Consider the following 18,178-nt stretch of genomic DNA (forward strand, 5'->3'; position numbering starts at 1 on the left):
TATTCACGTGGCGTGCGTGCCCTGCAGGTTTAGGTTGCCGGCTTCCAACATCGGAATCGGAGGTCGGACATGCGTTCCCACATCATCGCGCTGCTGCTGTCGCTCGGCGCGTCCCAGGCGGCATTGGCCGCACCGTCGAGCACCTTCGATTCCGGCAGCGACGGCTGGACGGTGTCCGACACCAATCCTCCCTTCGATTCCTTCGGCGGCTCCTTCACACCGGACTACGACGAGGAAGGCCAGTTCATCCGCTACACCGATCCGTCGGCGATGAGCTTCTTCTTCGAAGCACCGGAGTCCTTCCTCGGCGATCTGTCGGGCTACTACGGCGGTACGCTGCGCTACAGCCAGACCTTGTCGGTACAGACACCGCAATGGCGCGACGATCCGGACGTGGTTCTGGTGAACGGTGCGGGCCTGGTGCTGGTGTTCCAGCACGACAACCAGCCCGGCATTGACTGGACCGACTTCACCGTGTCGCTGGCGGAGGGGAGCTGGCGCGTCGGCGGTCTTGGCGGCAGTTTCGCCACCGCTGCACAAATGCAGTCGGTACTCGGCGACCTGCAGCGCCTGCGTATCCGCGGCGAGTACATTTCGGGGGTGGTGGAGACGACGGCGCTCGACAACGTCGCCATTACCGCCGTGCCTGAGCCTGCATCGTGGGCGCTGATGCTGTCCGGCGTGGCGCTGGTTGCCGGTGTCGCGCGGCGACGTCTCGGCTGATCAGGCCGCGACGCGGGCGGCCTGCAGTTCCGCCCGCAGTTCGGCGGCCAGGGCCTCCACCTCGGTTTCCAGCTGGTCGATCAGCAGGTCGGTGCCGGCGTCGTCCGGCGCCGTGGCGCCACTGCGTTCTAGCCGCCCGGCGATGCCGGCGGCCCGGGTGCCGCCGAAGTTGCGCACCGTACCCTTGATCGTGTGCGCCTCGACCGCAAGCGCATCGCGCGATACCGACCGTGCCTCGCGCAACGCACCCAGCATGGCCCGGTAGTCGCGCAGGAAGAGCACGATGATGTCGCGCATCAGCACTTCGTCGCCGCCCAGATTGCCGAGCGTGAACGCGCGGTCGAACTGCGTCGCGTGCATGTCGTCCGCCTTGCCGACGTTCTCCTCGCGGTGTTCGGCCGGCGCCGACGCCGGCTTCTGCAATGCCTCTTCCAGTGCGCGTATCAGTGCCGGAACCTGTATCGGTTTCGATACGTAGGCGTCCATGCCGGCGGCGAAACACTTCTCGCGGTCGCCGGCCATCGCATGCGCGGTCATCGCCACGATGGGCGTATGCCGCTCGCCGTCCTGTGCCCGGATGTGACGCGTAGCGTCGAAGCCACCCATCTGTGGCATCTGCAGATCCATCAGGATGACGTCGTAGCGGATGCAGGCCGCCTTCGCGACGGCTTCGAGGCCGTTCGCCGCCACGTCGACTTCGTGGCCCAGTCGCTCCAGCAGGCGCACCGCCAGCGTCTGGTTAACCGGATTGTCTTCGGCCAGCAGGATGTTGAGACGGCGTCCCTCGCCGCCCTCGGTCACCGGAATGCTGCGCCGCTCGCCGGTCGTGCCGGTGCCGGTCGCGGCCATCAGTGCGTTGAGCAACGCGGCGGTCTGCGCAGGCCGCGCGACAACGCCGCTGACACCGGCCGGCAGGCGGTCGGCCCCGGGCGCTTCGCCATCGTGCAGCAGGATGATGGGCAGTTCGGCGGCGCACTGTCCCTTCAGTGCGTGCACCAGGGCCCAGCCGTCGCGTGCGGCGAGGTCCTCGGCCACCAGCAGTGCGCGGAAGCACTGCGCCTCGCTCTCGGCCGCGACGATGGCGCCAATGCCCTCGTCGAGGTCAGCGCACAAGCGTGCCGCCATCTGCCATTGCGCCAGCTGTGCAGCGAGATGCGCACGCGATGTCGGGTCGGGCTCGATCACCAGCAGCGGCATCCGTTCCAGCGAGCCGCTCTCCTGCGATGCCAGTTCACCGGCGCGCGCGCTGGTTAAGGGCACGGTGAAATGAAAGGTCGATCCTTCACCCGGTGCGCTGATCACTTCCAGCCTGCCGCCCATGCGCTTGACCAGTCGTGTGCAGATCGCAAGGCCGAGACCGGTGCCACCGAAGCGGCGAGTGGTCGAACTGTCGGCCTGTGAGAAGGCGTCGAAGATGAGTGCCTGCTTGTCCGCGGGAATGCCGATGCCGGTGTCGCGCACGGCGAAGCGCAGCGTTTGCACGCCTTCGTCCTGGCTGTCGAGCGTGACCGCCAGATCGACGTTGCCGCGCTCGGTGAACTTCAGCGCATTGCCGATCAGATTGGTCAGCACCTGACGCAGCCGCACCGGGTCGCCGATGACGCCGTCCGCCACCGATGGATCGATGCGACAGCCGAGCTGGACCGGGCGGCCCGGCTTGGGCGCCAGCGTGCGCACGATGCTACCGATCACCTCGCGCAGGCTGAACGGGATGTGCTCGAAGTCCAGATGCCCGGCCTCGATCTTCGAGAAGTCCAGGATGTCGTCGATCAGCGTCAGCAGCGTGTCCGACGACTGCTTCACCAGCGTCAGGTACTCGCGCTGCTCGCCGGTCAGGTCGGTGTCGAGCGCCAGTTCGGTCATGCCCATGATGGCGTTCATCGGGGTGCGGATTTCGTGGCTCATATTGGCCAGGAAGTCGCTCTTCGCCCGGCTCGCGGCTTCGGCCGCGTCGCGCGCCTGCATCATCTGCTCGTGCACCGCGCGCCGCTCGCTGATGTCGGAAATGAAGGCGGTGAACAGCGCGCGCCCCTTCATGTGCGTCGAGGTGATGGCCAGCTGGGCGGGAAAGCGGCGACCGCTGCGGTGGCGGATGTCCAGTTCCATGTGGTGGCCGATCACCGCGTCGAAGCGGCGGCCCAGCCACTGCAGCAGGTCGTGCTGGCCGCGTTCGCGTTCGGCAGGTGCGACCAGCAGTTCGATCACCGGATGCTGCATCGCTTCGGCCGCCGTCCAGCCCAGCATGCGTTCGGCGGCCGGGTTGTACTCGATCACGTTGCCGAAGCCGTCGAAGGTGATCACCGCGTCGAGCGCCGCACCGAGTATGGCTCCTGTCCGCGCTTCGCTTTCGGCGAGCGCGCTGCGCTGGTCGTAGAGGCTCAGCGACGCCCAGTTCAGTGCCTGCGCCAGTCGGTCGGTTTCGTGCGAACCGGTCGCTGCCGGCAGGGTTTCGCCCATTGCCAGATCCAGTCTTTCGGCAAAGTCGGTGCACTGGTTCAGCGCGGCCAGCGGCCGGCGCAGCAGCAGATAGAGGGCCGCGGAGCCGAGCAGCAGCGCGAACAGGCCGTGCAGCAGGCTGTCGTGCAGGATGTGCGCATGCACTTCGCGTGCTTCCTGCGTATCGGTCTCGGTGCGCAGCCAGACGGTCTGTCCGCCAGCCACCAGCGGCACCCAGCTGACGATGACCCGCCGCCCCGCGTCGTCCTCTGCTGCGGTGCGCGCACGCGCGATCAGGCCTGGTGGCGGGGCGTCGGTCAGACGGGCGACGGCTGTGCGCCAAGCGCCGTCATCAGCGCGCCTGAGCGCCGACATGACTTCGCCGTTGGGCGCGATCAGTGCCGCTGCCATCAGCACGGACGTGTCGGGCAGCCGTGGTCGCAGCGCGAGCAGTGCATCGCGGTCGTGTTCGATGTCGGCGGCCAGGCCGGCCGCGATGGCGCGTGACTCGGCCAGTGCGCTGCGTTCAAGCAGGCGCAGTGTTTCGTCCGCCTGTTCGCGGGCCGTGTACAGTGCGTTGCCTGCGGCGCCGATGCTGAAGGCGAGGGCGAACAGCGCGGTGATGCGCAGCAGCAGGCGGTGCGGCCCGAAGGCAAGCAGCTTCATGACTCAGTCGTCCCGGAAGCGCGCCCGGATCTCCTGCACTTCCTCCCAGCGTCCAAGCATGGCGTCCACACAGCTCGGATCGAAGTGCAGGTTGCGTCCAGCGGCGAGAAAGTCGCGTGCCCGTGCGACCTCCCACGCCTTCTTGTAGGGGCGCGACGAGGTCAGTGCGTCGAACACGTCGGCCACTGCGACGATGCGCCCAACCAGCGGGATCGCTTCGCCGGCGAGGCCCTTGGGGTAGCCGCTACCGTCGAACTTCTCGTGATGGCTGAGTGCGATCGTCGCCGCCAGCTGCATGTAGGGCGACGCCGAGTCCTTCAGGATTTCGTAGCCGATGGAGGCGTGCTGCTTCATGATCTCGAACTCGTCCGGGTCGAGGCGGCCCGGTTTGAGCAGGATGTGGTCCGGCGTGCCGAGCTTGCCGACGTCGTGCATCGGTGCGGCGATCAGCAATGCTTCCTGTATGTCCGCGTCGAGACCCATTTCGCGTGCGATCAGCGCCGAGAAGTGTGCCATGCGCAGAATGTGTGCACCGGTCTCCGGGTCGCGGAACTCGGCCGCGCGCGCCAGCTTGTTCAGCGTCTCGCGCTCGCGCTCGAATATTTCGGCAGTGGCGCGGCGGACCTCTTCGGCCAGTACGCGGGCATGGTTCGCCAGCACGACCTGGCTGCGACGCAGCGACAGCATGTTCTTGACGCGGGAGGTGAACTCGACACGGTCGACCGGCTTGGTCAGGAAGTCGTTGGCGCCGGACTCCAGCGCGCGGTAGCGCACTTCGCGCTCGTGGTCGGCGGTGACCATCAGCAGCGGCGTCTGCGTGCGCGCCAGATTGGAGCGGAAGCGCCGGATGAATTCGATGCCATCCATGTCCGGCATCATGTAATCGACGATGACCAGATCAGGGTCTTCGCGCATGCAGTGTTCGAGCGCCTCGGACGGCGACAGGAAGCAGGTCGCTTCAACGTCCGGCAGCTTGCCCAGCAGCGCAGACATCAGAACCAGATTCACCTGCGCATCATCCACGACCACTACATTCATCCAGGGCACCCCGTGTGCGTATCTTGTTCGATGTGCGGCGGTGCCCGATCGGCCCGCCCGATCCATCCTTTCCGCACGAAGGAATAACGGCGCCGCGTGCGGGCGACTTTAGACGGCCAGGATCGCGGCTGACAGAATGAAACACACGTGCGCGAGGGCATCCGGCCGTGCACGAGCCCGGTCTGCGCGCTACCCTACTGCCCGATGAATGCTCCGACGCCCTATACGCTCCGTGCTTCCGCGCTGCGCAACTGGCTGCGCCAGCTGTCCTTCCGCGACATGTTCGCGCTCGGCGTGCCTGCGCTGCTCATCATCGCCGCCGGCTTCTGGTTCGCTGCCCGCTACATCAAGCCGGCGCCGCCCGATCAGACGACGATCTCCTGCGGCGCTCAGGGTTCAGCGTATGAATCGTTCTGCGCGCGCTACAAACCGCTGATCGAGCCCTTCGGCGTCGGCGTGAAAGCGCTCGAAAGCGCCGGTTCGATCGAGAACCTGAAGCGCCTGAACGACCCGGAGCAGACCGTCGATTTCGCTTTCGTCCAGGGCGGCAGCGCGGAAGATCACCCGCCCGGGCTGCTGTCGCTCGGGGCCGCCTATTACGAACCGGTATGGGTGTTCTACCGCGGCCGGCCGGGGCTGGAGCGGCTGGATCAGCTGAAGGGCCTGCGCATCGGCGTCGGGCCCGAAGGCAGCGGCACCCGCCACCTTGCGCTGCAGATGCTGGCCGCGCACGGCATGGCGGACGACAGGCGGCGCCTGCTGCCGTTGAGCGGAATCGCCGGCGTCACCGCGCTGCGCGACCGCCGCATCGACGCGCTGGTCGTGGTTGGCGCGGTGCACTCGGCCAGTGTGTGGGCGCTGCTCTATTCGGACGGGATTTCGCTGATGAGCATGGCGCAGGCGTCCGCCTATTCTCGCCGCTTCCCCCATCTGACCATGCTCACGCTGCCGCGTGGCGCCATCGATTTCGTGCGCGACATTCCGCCGAAGGACGTGTCGCTGGTGGCGACACAGGCTTATATGGTGGCGCGCGAGGACACGCATCCGGCGCTGATCGACCTGATGCTGGGCGCGATGAAGCCGGCGCATGCCGAGGCCAGCGTGTTCCAGCGACCCGGCGAGTTTCCAAAGCCCGACGGCGGCGACTTCGAACTGCATCCGCGCGCCAAACGCTTCTACGAGGTCGGTCCGCCTTTCCTGCAGCGCTACCTGCCGTTCTCGATCGCCAACCTGTTCGATCGCATGCTGGTGCTGCTGGTGCCGCTGCTCGCGCTGGCCCTGCCGCTGTTCAAGATTCTGCCGCAGCTCTACGTCTGGCGTGTGCGCAGCAAGCTGTACCGCTGGTATGGCGAACTGAAGGACGTCGAACGTCAGGCAATGCTGCCGGACACGAAACGAAGCCGGGCCGAGTGGCTGGACGACATTGACCGCATCGAGGCGGCGGTCGCGCGCATCACGGTGCCGCTGGCGCATTCCGATTATCACTACCAGCTGCGTGCCCACATCCACATGGTCCGGCGTCGACTGCAGGGCATACCGGAGGGCACCGCGCCGGAGAATCCGCCGTCCGCAGGAACCGAATCGGCGCCGTTGTGACTCAGTGACAGTTCATCCGCCATGCGCCAACACCGCGCATGAGGCAAATTTACAAACATTCGTGCTTGTATATAATTGCAGGCCGAATTCAGGAGAGTTCCCCGATGCCTGTCCGCTCCGCGGCCGCCGTGCCTGCCTCGCGCCCGATTTCCCGCCTGGCCGTGCGCCCGGGACGCCGACTTTCTCCGCTCCACACCTCTTTCGGTTTCGTCGTGCTGATCGCTGCAGCACTGCTGCTGTCCGCCTGCAGCGGCGACAAGTCCGCGCAGCCGGCCGCCGCGGCGCCGCAGGCGATGCCGGTGACCGTGATTGAAGTGGCGCCGACGCAGGCGCCGCTGGTGGTCGAGGCGGTGGCGCAGGCCGAAGGTGCGCGCGAAGTCGAAGTGCGGGCGCGCGTCAGCGGCATCCTCGAAAAGTGGCTGTTCCGCGAGGGTGAGCCGGTCAAGGCCGGGCAGATGCTGTTCCGTATCGAGCGTGCACCGTTCGAGATTGCGCTGGCGCAGGCCAAGGCGCGTCTGGCCGAAGCGCAGGCGGTCGAGGAACAGACGGCACGTGAAGCGCAGCGTCTGACCGGGCTGGTGGCAGAGAAGGCGATCAGCCAGAAGGAATTCGATGACGCCCGCTCGGCGACTGCCGTGGCCCGCGCCGCGGTGAAGTCGGCCGAGGCAGCGGTGCGCGAGGCGGAGCTGAATCTGAGCTACACGCAGGTGAGCGCGCCGGTGGCCGGGGTGACCGGCCGCGCCCATCGCTCGGAAGGTTCACTGGTGAATACCGGCAGCGACAGCCTGCTCACCACCATCGCGCAGATCAATCCGATCTGGGTGCGTTTCAGTCTGTCGGACAACGATCTGGCCGCTGTGCCGGGCGGGCGGGCCGCGGTGCGCAGCTTCCGCGAGGTCGAGCTGCAGCTGCCCGACGGCAGCATCCTGCCGCAGCGTGGCCGCATCAATTTTTCCGCCAGCCGCATCGATCCTGCGCTGGGCACGCTGGAAATGCGCGCCGAGTTCGCCAATGCCGACGCCGTCGTGCTGCCCGGCCAGTTCGTCCGCGCACGGGTGATCGCCGGTGAGCGCGACAATGTGTTCCTGGTACCGCAGGCTGCGGTGACGCAGACCGAAAGCGGTCCGGTGGTGATGCTGGCGAATGCCGAAGGCAAGGTGGAGCCGCGTCCGGTCAAGCTCGGTCAGTGGCAGGGCAAGGACTGGGTGGTGACCGGCGGTCTGCAGGCTGGCGACCGCGTCATCGTCGATAACCTGATCAAGCTGCGACCGGGTGCGCCGGTGGCGCCGCGCGCGGCGGGTGAAGCCGCGCCGCCGGCGAAGTCCTGAAGGAGCGCCCGCACATGGCCCGCTTCTTCATCAATCGCCCTATATTCTCGGGCGTCATATCCATCGTCATCATGATCGCGGGCCTGGTGGCCTCGCTGTCGTTGCCGATCGCGCAGTACCCCGAAATCTCGCCGCCCACGGTCATCGTCACGGCGACCTATCCGGGCGCCAACTCGGAAACGCTGGCGCGCACGGTGGCGGCACCGATCGAGGAGCAGCTGTCGGGCATCGAGGGCCTGCTGTACTTCAACTCGACCTCGACCTCGAACGGCACGGTCACCATCACGCTCACCTTCGAGGTGGGCACCAATCCGGATACCGCGCTGATCGCCGTGAACAACCGCATTTCGGTGGCCGAGTCGCGGCTGCCGGAAGACGTGCGCCGCTCCGGTCTGGTGGTGCGCAAGCGCTCGAACAACCTGCTGATGATCGCCGCGCTGAAGTCGACCGACGGCCAGCGCGACACGCTGTTCCTGACCAATTACGTGCAGGTGAACGTGCTGGAGGAACTGCGCCGCCTGCCGGGCGTAGGCGACGCCCTTGCCTTTGACGCACCGTACGCGATGCGCGTCTGGCTGAAGCCGGACGTGATGGCACGCCTCGGCATCACGACCACCGAGGTGGCGGCCGCCATCCGTGTGCAGAACGCGCAGAACGCAGTCGGCCGCATCGGTCAGGAGCCGGTCACCAACGGCCAGCAGCTCACCTACACGGTGACCGCCAAGGGCCGCCTGCTCGACATTCCGCAGTTCGAGAACATCATCCTGCGCGCCGACGGGCCTGGCGGCGTGGTGCGCCTGAAGGACGTCGCCCGCATCGAACTCGGTGCCGAGAACTACGACCGCACGACCAAGGTGAATGGCACGCCGGTGTCGGGTATGGGTGTCTATCTGCAGTCGGGCGCCAACGCGCTCGACACCGCCAAGGCAGTGCGCGCCAAGCTCGACGAACTGTCGCAGCGTCTGCCCGAAGGGACTGAATTCATCATTCCGAACGACACCACACGCTTCATCAGCGAGTCGATCAAGGAGGTGGTGCATACGCTGGCCGAGGCCACCGTGCTGGTCGTGCTGGTGGTGTGGGTGTTCCTGCAGAACTGGCGGGCCACGCTGATTCCGCTGATCGCGGTGCCGGTGTCGCTGGTCGGCACCTTCGCCGGTCTGTGGGCGCTCGGCTTCTCGATCAACACGCTGACGCTGTTCGCGATGGTGCTATCGATCGGCATCGTGGTCGATGACGCCATCGTCGTGCTCGAGAACGTCGAGCGCCAGATGCGCGAGCACGCGCTGCCGCCCAAGGAGGCGTCGATGGCGGCGATGCGCGAGGTGTCCGGCGCGCTGGTGGCGATGGTGCTGGTGCTGTGTGCGGTGTTCGTGCCGGTCGCCTTCCTCGGCGGCATCGCCGGTCAGCTCTACCAGCAGTTCGCCGCCACGGTGGCGATCTCGGTGACGATCTCCGGCGTGGTCGCGCTGACGCTGACGCCTGCGCTGTGCGCGCTGATGCTGAAGGAGCACGAGGGCGAGGTGAAGTTCTTCCGCCCGTTCAATCGCGGCTTCGAGTGGCTTACCCGGCTGTACACCGGCACCGTGGGCGCCACGCTGCGCCACCGCGTGGTGGCGACGCTGCTGGTCCTGCTGCTGTTCGCCGGCGCCGGTTTCATGTTCCGCGTCGTGCCCGGCGCCTTCGTGCCGTCCGAGGACCAGGGCTATCTGTTCGGCTTCGTCACGCTGCCCGACGGCGCTTCTGCCGAGCGGACCGAGGTGTCGTTCGAGAAGATCCGCCGCGTCATCAACGACCACCCGGCGGTGGAGAACGTGTTCATGGTGCGCGGCATGGACTTCATCACCGGCAACAACCGGCCCAGCGTGGCGATGACCTTCGTCGTGCTGAAACCATGGAAGGACCGCGCGACCACGGCCGACGACCTGCAGAAGGTGATCGCCGCCGAAGGCATGAAGCTGACCGACGGCATGGGCTTCATCTTCAATCCGCCGCCTATCCAGGGCCTGGGTGCGGCAGGTGGCTTCGAGGCCTATGTGCAGGCGCGCGAGGATTCGGATGCGCGCAAGCTGGCCGCCATCACCGGCCAGCTGATCGCCGAGCTGAACAAGCGGCCCGAGCTGGTGGACGTGAAGACCTTCTTCCGCGTGTCGTCACCGCAGCTCGCTGTCGACGTCGATGAGCCGAAGGCGCTGTCGCTGGGCATTCCGCTCGACGCGCTGTATTCGACGCTGCAGGCGACGATGGGCACGCTGTACGTGAACGACTTCAACCGCTCGGGCAAGACCTACAAGGTGCAGCTCGGCGCCGACGCGCCCTACCGGATGAAACCGGAAGATCTCGGCAAGCCCTACGTCCGGTCGAGCTCCGGCGCGATGATTCCGCTGTCGGCGGTGATCAGCGTGCGCACCGTGGTCGGACCGGAAATGGTCGAGCGTTTCAACGGCTTCGTCGCCGCCAAGATTCTCGGCAACGCCGCGCCCGGCCGCAGTTCGGGCGAAGGCATTGAAACGGTGGAGGAGGTGGCGCGTCAGGTGCTGCCGGCCGGCTACACGCTGGAATGGGTGGGCCAGGCCTACCAGGAGAAGCGCACCGGCATCACCTCGGTGCTGGCGCTCGGCTTCGGCATCATCATGGTGTTCCTGATCCTGGCCGCGCAGTACGAGCGCTGGTCGCTGCCGCTGGCGGTCATCATGGCCATCCCGTTCGCCATCCTCGGTGCGCTGCTGGCGGTATGGATGCGCGGTATGCCGAACGACATCTACTTCCAGATCGGTCTGGTGGTGCTGGTCGGTCTGGCGGCGAAGAACGCCATTCTGATCGTCGAGTTCGCGCTGCAGAAGCAGCAGGAAGGCATGGACGCCATCACCGCCTCGCTGGAAGCTGCAAGACTGCGCTTCCGCCCGATCTGCATGACGGCGCTGGCCTTCATCCTCGGCGTGGTGCCTCTGGTCACCGCCACCGGCGCTGGCGCCGCGGCGCGCCGCTCCATGGGTACCGGCGTCTTCGGCGGCATGCTGGCCGCCACCTTCATCGCCACGATATTCATTCCGATGTTCTACAGCTGGATGGCCGGCCGCAAGGCCGCGCGCCGCAACGACGGCCCGGCCGACGAGGTGACCGCATGATGCCCGCCGCCCTGAAAACGCCGCTCGCGCTGACCTGCGCCGCGCTGCTGTCCGGCTGCATGGTCGGCCCGGACTACGTGCGCCCGACGGTCGATCTGCCGGCACAGTACGCGCCGGCGCAGGACGCGGCGCCCGTCGCCGTCGCGCGGGGCTGGTGGAAGCAGTTCAACGACGACACGCTGAACGCCCTGATCGAGCGGGCGCTGGCAGACAACGCCGACGTGCAGCGCGCCGCGGCCCGGATCGAACAGGCCGATGCGCTGCTGCGCGAAGCCGGTGCGGCCCTGTTCCCCGACGTCGGCCTCGAAGCCGGCGCCAGCCGCTCGCGTATCAGTGGCGTCGGCGCGCCTATACCGGCCGGTGCGCCGCTCTATCGCAACAGCTTCCAGACCGCGATCTCGACCTCGTTCGAACTCGACTTCTGGGGCAAGCTGCGCCGTGCCAGCGAGGCGGCGCGCGCGCAGGCGCTCGGTACGCGGCACGCGAAGGACACGGTGGAGCTGACGCTGGTCAGCCAGGTGGTCGGTGGCTATCTGAACCTGCGCGCGCTCGACGCCCAGCTTGTGCTGTCGCGCGACACGCTGGCCACGCGGCGCGAGAACGTGGACATCCTGCGCAGCCGTGTCGAGCGTGGCCTCACCAACGAACTGGAACTGCAGCAGGCGCTGGGCGCGGTCGCGGCGATCGAGGCGCAGATCGCCGATCTGGCGCGCAGCCGCGGCATCGCCGAAAACCAGATCGCGCTGCTGACCGGCAATCTGGGCATGCATATCGAGGCCGGCGACCTGCGCAGTCTGCCGCTGCCGCCGTTGCCGCCGGCCGGCTTGCCGTCGTCGCTGCTCGACGCCCGTCCCGATGTGCGACAGGCGGAGGCGGAACTGGCGTCGGCCAACGCGCAGATCGGTGTCGCCAAGGCGGCGCTCTATCCGTCGATTTCGCTGACCGGCAACTATGGCTCGCAGAGCCGCGAATTGTCGGACCTGTTCAGCGGCCCGGCCAATATCTGGTCGCTCGGCGTTGCAGTCGACCTGCCGCTGTTCGACGCTGGTCGCCGCAGCGCCCGTGTCGATCAGGCCACGGCGCAGCAGAAGCAGGCGCTGGCCGGCTACGTGTCGGCCATCCGTAACGCCTTCACGGACGTGCGTGACGCACTGGTCGCTGCCGAACGTTACGCGCAGAGCGTGAGCGCACTGCAGGCGCAGGCCGACGCCGCGGCACGCAGCCTGCAACTGGCGCAGAAGCGCTACGACGCGGGCTACTCGCGCTATCTCGAAGTGCTGGATGCGCAGCGCACCGCCAACGAGGCGTCGCTGGCACTGGTGCGCGCACGCCAGGGGCAACTGGCCGAAGTGGTGAACCTGTACGCCGCGCTCGGCGGCGGATGGGGTGAGGAGGCTGTGGCCGCGCCGGACGACGCCGCAGCGCCGTCCGTCCGCTGATCCGCTTCAACCGGCGAGCGCGGTCAGCGATCGCGGCTCGTCGGCTTTGCGCTCGACCGGCTTTTCCTTGCCGGCGCTGGCCAGCGATTTAATGTCGCCGGAAATTTCGCCGCCTTCCTCGATATGGATCTTGCCGTAGCGGATCTTGCCGCTGACGCGGCCGGTGGCATGGACGATGAGTTGTTCGCGCGCGGTCAGTTCGCCGTCGAAATTGCCGTGGATTTCCGCCACGTCGATGCTGACGGTGCCGGAGTAGGCGCCGTTCTCGGCGATGCGGATGACGCGGCTGTCCATCGTCGCTTCGACCCGGCCTTCGACCACCAGCGTGTCGCAATCGAGAATTTCGGCGCCACGCAGTTTCACGTCGGGGCCGACGATGAGGCGGCTGCCGTGGGTGGGCGAGGGCTCGATCGCTTCCGGCTTCGACGGCTGCGGCGCCGGGGTGTCGCGCTGCGGCGACAGTGCGGCCGGCGACGGCGTCGTGCTTACCGTCATGCCGCTGCCGGACGTGCCGCCGCCGCCCGGTCGTATCGTGCGCGGCAGCGTGGATTCGGTGGATTTCGGGAACAGGCCGGGCTTGTTGAACATGTCTTCTCCTTGAAAGTGGCTCGCACCGTGCGGCACGGCGCGCACCGACTGTTCGCAAATCGTGTGCCTGGTGGTGAATCTATTATTTGATCAATGAGTTACGTACTTCCGTTCGACCTTTCCCGGCACTTCAGCAGCGAATCCCCGCGATTCTGTCGCCGCAGCGCGACAGTCGGCTGCGTGGAAGCGGGCGCGGCGCCCATCAAGACGTGCGCTGGGCCCTGTCGTCGAGTGGCGACACACCGCCCGGGCGTTGCGGATTTAACGTTCTGTTGCATTCCATTACCGGACCTTACCGCGGCCCGCGTCCGGGCTGCCTAGACTCGGACGTTCACCGGAAATCCTTCGACTCATGCCTCATGCATCCTTCCGTACCACCCTGCTGCTGACCGTGCTGCTGATCGCCGGCGCGCTCGGTGCCGCAGCAGCAAGTGGCTGGATCATGCTGCAGGACTTCGCCCGCGCCAGCCGCGAGGCGGGCAGTGGCGCATTGAATCTGACGTCGGCGATGCAGCAGATCGACGAGCGTTCGCTCGACATGGCGCGCAGCGCGCGTCAATACGCCGTGCTGCGGGACGACGGTTTGCGTCGCCGCTACGTTGAGGCTCAGACGCAAGCGCTGGCCTCGCTGGCGACGATGACCGCGAGCTTGCCGCAGATCGCGCCGCACGCGGACACGTGGCGACGCACCGAAGCTCAGTTGCGCGCCGTGTTCGACCAGCCCGCCGAGGCCGCCGTTGGCGACGCGTTACCCGATCTCGCACCGATCAATGATCGCCTTGCCGCCGGCGTGCGTGAGGCCATCGATGGCCGCAATGCGGCGCTGCTCGATACGCTGGAGTCGAGCCGTGACACCCTGGCGACGCAGGTGCTGGCGGCCATCGCCCTCGCGCTCCTGCTCGCGGTGGTCACCGGCTGGTGGATACTGCGGCCGCTGAAGCGTGTGGAGCAGGCGATTGCGCGCCTCGGCGAAGGACAGTTCTCGACGCCGGTACAGGTCGGCGGCCCGGCCGATCTGCGCCGCCTCGGCGAGAAGCTCGAATGGCTGCGATTGCGGCTGGCCGATCTTGAAGCGCATCGCAATCGCGTGCTGCGCCATGTGTCGCACGAACTGAAGACGCCGCTCGCGTCGCTGCGCGAGGGCATTGCGCTGCTGCAGGACGGTGTGACAGGACGGCTCAGCGACGAGCAGATCGAAGTCAGCGGCATACTCGACGCCAATGCGCGCGCGCTGCAGGAACGCATCGAACAGCTGATCGGCTACAACGCGACGCAGTTCGACGCCCGCCACCTCGAACTGAAGCCGACCGCGCTGCGTGCGCTGGCGCGCGAAGTGGCGGCCGACCTCAAGCTGCAGGCGCAGGCCAAGGACATCCGTCTCGACGTCAGCGGCTATGCGCCGCCGGTGCGCGGCGACGCCGCCAAGCTGCGCATCGCGCTCACGAACCTCTTGGCCAACGGCATCGCCTTCAGCCCGCACGGTGGTACGGTGCGGCTCGAACTGAGCAGCGATGGCGGCACCACGCGCATCGACTGCATCGACGAAGGTCCGGGGGTCGCGCCCGACGAGACCGAACGCATCTTCGAACCCTTTTTCCGCGGCAGCCGCCGCGCACCGCGCCCGGACAAGGGCAATGGCCTCGGACTGGCCATCGTGCGCGAATTCATCGCCGCGCACGGCGGCCGGGCACTGGTGCTGCCAGCCGAGCGCGGTGCCCACTTCAGGATCGAATTGCCCCATGCCAGCTGACGTCCGTGTGACCCGTCTGATCGCGATCGCGCTTGCGCTGTCGCTCGTTGCCTGCGCCGGCGTGAAGCCCGCGCCATCCGCGCCGGCAGCGGCCGAAGCGCCGCAGCCGGCGGCGCTTGAAACACAGACCAATACGGCGGAACGCCAGTTGCAGCAGGCGATGCAGGCGGCGCAGCCGCGCGGCGGCAATCTGATGCGCGCACGCACGCTGCTGGAGGCGCTGGTCGCCTCCAGCAGCGACGAGGCACGGGCCGTGCAGCCGTATGCGAAATCGCTGCTCGAACAGTTGATCGAGCGCCAGCGCCTGGACGCGGCCAACGTGAAGCTGACGCAGCAGCTCGAACGCAGCAGCCAGCAACTGAAGGACAGTCAGGCGCGGGCGGACGAACTGCAGCGCAAGCTCGACGCGCTGGCCGACATCGAGCGCAGCCTGCCGCCCGCGCGCATTCCGTCGCGCGGCGTACCGCGGTGAGGGCGGACGGGCAGCACCGTCTGCTGCTGGTCGACGACGACACCGATCTGCTGCGCCTGCTGTCGCTGCGGCTCAAGGCCAGCGGCTATCGTGTCAGCACTGCCGAAACGGCCGAGGCGGCGCTGACGCGACTGGCGGTAGAGCGCTTCAGCCTGGTACTGAGCGACGTGCGTCTGCCGGACCGCGACGGGCTCGCGCTGTTCGACGATATCCGTGCGCAGCACCCGGCGCTGCCGGTCATCCTGCTGACCGCGCACGGCAGCATTCCCGATGCGGTGGAGGCGACCTCGCGCGGCGTCGCCGGCTATCTGACCAAACCTTTCGACAGCGCCTCACTGCTCGATCGCATCGCTCAGGCGCTGTCGCACGCCGCTCCGGCCGGTGCGGTGACGGCGATCGACGCTGGCTGGCGTGATGGCTTCATCAGCCGCAGTGCGCGGATGGAGTCACTGCTCGACGAGGCGCGGCTGGTCGCTGCCTCCGATGCCAGCGTGCTGATACGCGGCGACAGCGGAACTGGCAAGGAATTGCTGGCGCGCGCCCTGCACCGCGCCAGCCCGCGCGCGCAGGCGCCTTTCGTCGCCATCAACTGCAGCGCGATACCGGACGCGCTGCTCGAATCCGAACTGTTCGGCCACGAACGCGGCGCCTTCAGCGGCGCGGTCGCGCGCCACACCGGGCTGTTCCGTGCAGCGCACGGCGGCACGCTGTTTCTCGACGAGATCGGCGACATGCCGCCGGCGCTGCAGGTGAAGCTGCTGCGCGTCCTGCAGGAGCGGGCGGTACGGCCGGTCGGCGCGACGCAGGCGGAGCCGGTCGATGTGCGCATCGTGTCGGCCACCCATTGCGATCTCGACGCGCTGCTCGCGCAAGGGCAGTTCCGCGAAGACCTGTATTACCGCATCAACGTGGTCACGCTGACGCTGCCTCCGCTGTCCGAGCGGCGTGAGGACATTCCGCTGCTGGCCGAGCACTTCCTGCGCACGCTGGCAAAGAAGTACGGCAAGCGCTTGCGCGGCTTCGCGCCCGACGCGCTGGAAGCGCTGGCGACCGCGCACTGGGCCGGCAACGTGCGGCAGCTGCAGAATGTGGTCGAGCAGGCGTGCGCGCTGGCCACTACGCCACTGGTGCCGCGCGCGCTGGTGGATCGCGCGCTGCGTGTGAAGCCGATGGAGGCGTTGGGCTACGCGGAGGCGAAACAGCGCTTCGAGCGCAATTACCTGGTGCAGCTGCTCAAGCTCACCGCCGGCAACGTGACCGACGCGGCGCGCATCGCCGGCCGCAACCGCACTGAGTTCTACCGCCTGCTGCAGCGCTACGACCTGAACCCCGGCCTGTTCCGCGGCGATGTCGCCGAGATGCGACAGGCCTGACCGGCGCGGCGCAAGGGGTTGCGGTCCAGTGTCGGGCGCGCGTCGCCGCAGCCCGACGCGCAGTGTGTGCCGCACCGTCCAAGTATCTGAATTCAAAGGCAGGCGAGGTGTGGCATGGCGTGTGCTGATGCGGGCACTCCCACCGGCCGGAATACGCCGCTAAAACAGATACGGAGGCAGACCATGATCACCCGCCAGTCCATTGCGACCCTGCTCACCACGACCGCAATCGCCTATTCGATCTGCTCGCCCGCGCAGGTGGCCAGTCTGGTCGCCGCCACGCAGGCGACGCTGCGCGATCCGGTCACCGACGATCGCGACCGCGGCCTGCAGGAGGCGATCAAGGGCGCACTTGGCGGCGACGAGGCCTTGAGCGGCTGCTATGTCGCGGTGAGCGCCCGTGACGGGCGCGTCACCTTGAGCGGGGTCGTGCGCGACGCGTCGCAACTGGCGCGCGCGCTGCAGACGGCGATGGCGGTCCCCGGTGTGCGCGCTGTCGACAACGCGCTGGAAGTGGCCGGGCGCTGAGTGCGCTCCGACGCGCCCGTTCAGGGCGCCTTGTAGTGCGCCTGCGTCATCAGGTCGACGCCGCAGGGCAGGTTTTCTATCCAGTCAACGAAGCGCTTCACCATCGCCTTGCCCTCAAAGCGGGCGCCGTGCTGCGGCACGATCATGTCGATGTCGAGTCCGCGCACCATGCTCGCCCAGTAGCGGCAGATCTTGTTCGACACCATGTAGCGGCGATGGAAGCCGAACATGTGCGGAATGTGTGCGTCGAAATCGCTGACCGGTGGCAGCGCTTCGCTGTGACCGATCATCGAGGCGCCCATGTCGCCGGAGAACAGGATTTTCGACACCGGGTCGTAGAACTGGAAATTGCCTTCCGAGTGCATGAAGTGTGCGGGCAGTGCCAGCATTTCCATGCCGCCGAGCGGAATCCGCATGCCTTCGTCCGGGATCGGGATGATGCGTGCCGTGTAGTCGCGACCTGTCGTGAAATGCGGCAGGAAGCGCGCCCACAGCTTCGAAATCATCACCTTGCACGAGGTGCTGACCATCCATTTGTTCATCGACGCGATGATGTCCGGGTCGGCGTGCGAGGCGAGGATGAGATCGAGGTCCTTCGACGGGAAGTAGCGCTGCATCGACATCATCAGCCCGGTGTAGGTCATGTTGCCGCCGGGGTCGATCAGCGCGCCGTGTTCGCCGTCCACCACCAGGAACTGGTTGCACTGCACCGCATGGTCGGCGCCTTCGTCGACCAGATCATAGAAGGCCAGGCAGACGTGCTTGCCGTTGTTGAACAGTTCGACTGCCATTGCCCATCACCCCTTGCCGAAATGCCGACTGATTACCAAGGCGACAGTGTGCCGCAAATCGGCGGGCTTTTAGGCGCCGGCAGCGGGGGGCTTGATGACGATCAATGGGCGGGCGCCCGGAGCGATGGGCCCCAGCCGTCTGCGGGCTGGGGCGGGCGATCTGGTGGGCCCCCTGGGAGTCGAACCCAGCACCAACGGATTATGAGTCCGCAAAAGTTCTGATTTATCGGCGTTGTTCGAGGTTGATGGCCTGGACCTTTTTCACAGTAAGTCCCCGTTTAGCCTAATAAATAGGTTGATGTGCGTTTACATGCATTGCTAT

Annotated in this window: 13 protein-coding genes and 1 tRNA gene; 9 read left to right on the plus strand and 5 right to left on the minus strand. The window is 67.2% G+C overall.

Annotated elements, in window-relative coordinates; all coding sequences use genetic code 11:
• Positions 1-69: 69 nt before the first annotated feature.
• Complete coding sequence (locus AC51BJ_RS18290) at positions 70-723, plus strand: laminin B domain-containing protein (protein WP_496281169.1); 654 nt, start codon at positions 70-72, stop codon at positions 721-723.
• Here the strand turns inward: AC51BJ_RS18290 and AC51BJ_RS18295 are convergent, their stop codons facing one another.
• Positions 724-3,825 carry an ATP-binding protein gene (locus tag AC51BJ_RS18295; RefSeq protein ID WP_430432720.1) on the minus strand — a complete coding sequence of 1,034 codons (3,102 nt, stop codon included), beginning with the start codon at positions 3,823-3,825 and terminating at the stop codon, positions 724-726.
• Positions 3,826-3,828: 3 nt separating this feature from the next.
• On the minus strand, positions 3,829-4,863 hold the full coding sequence (locus AC51BJ_RS18300; protein WP_496281170.1) for an HD domain-containing phosphohydrolase: 1,035 nt from the start codon (positions 4,861-4,863) through the stop codon (positions 3,829-3,831).
• Positions 4,864-5,067: 204 nt separating this feature from the next.
• Between AC51BJ_RS18300 and AC51BJ_RS18305 the strand changes: the two genes are divergently transcribed.
• From AC51BJ_RS18305 to AC51BJ_RS18320, 4 genes are all read left to right on the plus strand, one after another.
• Positions 5,068-6,459: a TAXI family TRAP transporter solute-binding subunit gene (locus AC51BJ_RS18305; protein WP_496281171.1), complete on the plus strand. Its 1,392-nt coding sequence runs from the start codon at positions 5,068-5,070 to the stop codon at positions 6,457-6,459.
• 104 nt (positions 6,460-6,563) lie between these two features.
• Positions 6,564-7,787 carry an efflux RND transporter periplasmic adaptor subunit gene (locus AC51BJ_RS18310; protein ID WP_430432723.1) on the plus strand — a complete coding sequence of 408 codons (1,224 nt, stop codon included), beginning with the start codon at positions 6,564-6,566 and terminating at the stop codon, positions 7,785-7,787.
• Positions 7,788-7,801: 14 nt separating this feature from the next.
• On the plus strand, positions 7,802-10,915 hold the full coding sequence (locus AC51BJ_RS18315) for an efflux RND transporter permease subunit (protein WP_496281172.1): 3,114 nt from the start codon (positions 7,802-7,804) through the stop codon (positions 10,913-10,915).
• On the plus strand, positions 10,912-12,354 hold the full coding sequence (locus AC51BJ_RS18320; protein ID WP_496281173.1) for an efflux transporter outer membrane subunit: 1,443 nt from the start codon (positions 10,912-10,914) through the stop codon (positions 12,352-12,354). Before AC51BJ_RS18315 ends, AC51BJ_RS18320 begins: the two co-directional genes overlap by 4 nt.
• Before the next feature lie 6 nt (positions 12,355-12,360).
• Here AC51BJ_RS18320 and AC51BJ_RS18325 read toward each other — a convergent pair whose 3' ends face one another.
• A complete protein-coding gene (locus AC51BJ_RS18325; protein ID WP_304005444.1) occupies positions 12,361-12,942 on the minus strand; it encodes a bactofilin family protein in 582 nt (193 codons plus the stop codon).
• A gap of 352 nt (positions 12,943-13,294) precedes the next feature.
• On the opposite strand from AC51BJ_RS18325, the gene AC51BJ_RS18330 reads away from it, so the two are divergent.
• The 4 genes from AC51BJ_RS18330 (at position 13,295) to AC51BJ_RS18345 (ending at position 17,065) form a co-directional block, all read left to right on the plus strand.
• On the plus strand, positions 13,295-14,692 hold the full coding sequence (locus AC51BJ_RS18330) for a HAMP domain-containing sensor histidine kinase (RefSeq protein WP_496281174.1): 1,398 nt from the start codon (positions 13,295-13,297) through the stop codon (positions 14,690-14,692).
• Positions 14,682-15,164: a hypothetical protein gene (locus AC51BJ_RS18335; RefSeq protein ID WP_496281175.1), complete on the plus strand. Its 483-nt coding sequence runs from the start codon at positions 14,682-14,684 to the stop codon at positions 15,162-15,164. Before AC51BJ_RS18330 ends, AC51BJ_RS18335 begins: the two co-directional genes overlap by 11 nt.
• Positions 15,161-16,537, plus strand: coding sequence for a sigma 54-interacting transcriptional regulator (locus AC51BJ_RS18340; RefSeq protein WP_304005453.1), 1,377 nt, complete (start codon positions 15,161-15,163; stop codon positions 16,535-16,537). The genes AC51BJ_RS18335 and AC51BJ_RS18340 overlap by 4 nt, the downstream gene beginning before the upstream one ends.
• A gap of 183 nt (positions 16,538-16,720) precedes the next feature.
• Positions 16,721-17,065, plus strand: a complete 345-nt coding sequence (locus tag AC51BJ_RS18345) for a BON domain-containing protein (RefSeq protein WP_430432727.1) — start codon at positions 16,721-16,723, stop codon at positions 17,063-17,065.
• Between the two features lie 20 nt (positions 17,066-17,085).
• Here the strand turns inward: AC51BJ_RS18345 and AC51BJ_RS18350 are convergent, their stop codons facing one another.
• A complete protein-coding gene (locus AC51BJ_RS18350) occupies positions 17,086-17,856 on the minus strand; it encodes an oxygen-binding di-iron domain-containing protein (RefSeq protein ID WP_019915420.1) in 771 nt (256 codons plus the stop codon).
• 161 nt (positions 17,857-18,017) lie between these two features.
• Positions 18,018-18,140 (minus strand) — tRNA-Ser (locus AC51BJ_RS18355).
• Positions 18,141-18,178: the final 38 nt, after the last annotated feature.

Source organism: Methyloversatilis sp. S146-33, from assembly GCF_059552495.1.

Excerpts from the sequence above, each read along its gene's own strand:
- AC51BJ_RS18350 (WP_019915420.1), bottom strand. The coding sequence starts at position 17,856 with ATGGCAGTCGAACTGTTCAACAACGGCAAGCACGTCTGCCTGGCCTTC.
- AC51BJ_RS18300 (WP_496281170.1), bottom strand. The coding sequence starts at position 4,863 with ATGAATGTAGTGGTCGTGGATGATGCGCAGGTGAATCTGGTTCTGATG.
- AC51BJ_RS18305 (WP_496281171.1), top strand. The coding sequence starts at position 5,068 with ATGAATGCTCCGACGCCCTATACGCTCCGTGCTTCCGCGCTGCGCAAC.
- AC51BJ_RS18335 (WP_496281175.1), top strand. The coding sequence starts at position 14,682 with ATGCCAGCTGACGTCCGTGTGACCCGTCTGATCGCGATCGCGCTTGCG.
- AC51BJ_RS18330 (WP_496281174.1), top strand. The coding sequence starts at position 13,295 with ATGCCTCATGCATCCTTCCGTACCACCCTGCTGCTGACCGTGCTGCTG.
- AC51BJ_RS18345 (WP_430432727.1), top strand. The coding sequence starts at position 16,721 with ATGATCACCCGCCAGTCCATTGCGACCCTGCTCACCACGACCGCAATC.
- AC51BJ_RS18325 (WP_304005444.1), bottom strand. The coding sequence starts at position 12,942 with ATGTTCAACAAGCCCGGCCTGTTCCCGAAATCCACCGAATCCACGCTG.
- AC51BJ_RS18310 (WP_430432723.1), top strand. The coding sequence starts at position 6,564 with ATGCCTGTCCGCTCCGCGGCCGCCGTGCCTGCCTCGCGCCCGATTTCC.
- AC51BJ_RS18320 (WP_496281173.1), top strand. The coding sequence starts at position 10,912 with ATGATGCCCGCCGCCCTGAAAACGCCGCTCGCGCTGACCTGCGCCGCG.
- AC51BJ_RS18315 (WP_496281172.1), top strand. The coding sequence starts at position 7,802 with ATGGCCCGCTTCTTCATCAATCGCCCTATATTCTCGGGCGTCATATCC.
- AC51BJ_RS18290 (WP_496281169.1), top strand. The coding sequence starts at position 70 with ATGCGTTCCCACATCATCGCGCTGCTGCTGTCGCTCGGCGCGTCCCAG.
- AC51BJ_RS18295 (WP_430432720.1), bottom strand. The coding sequence starts at position 3,825 with ATGAAGCTGCTTGCCTTCGGGCCGCACCGCCTGCTGCTGCGCATCACC.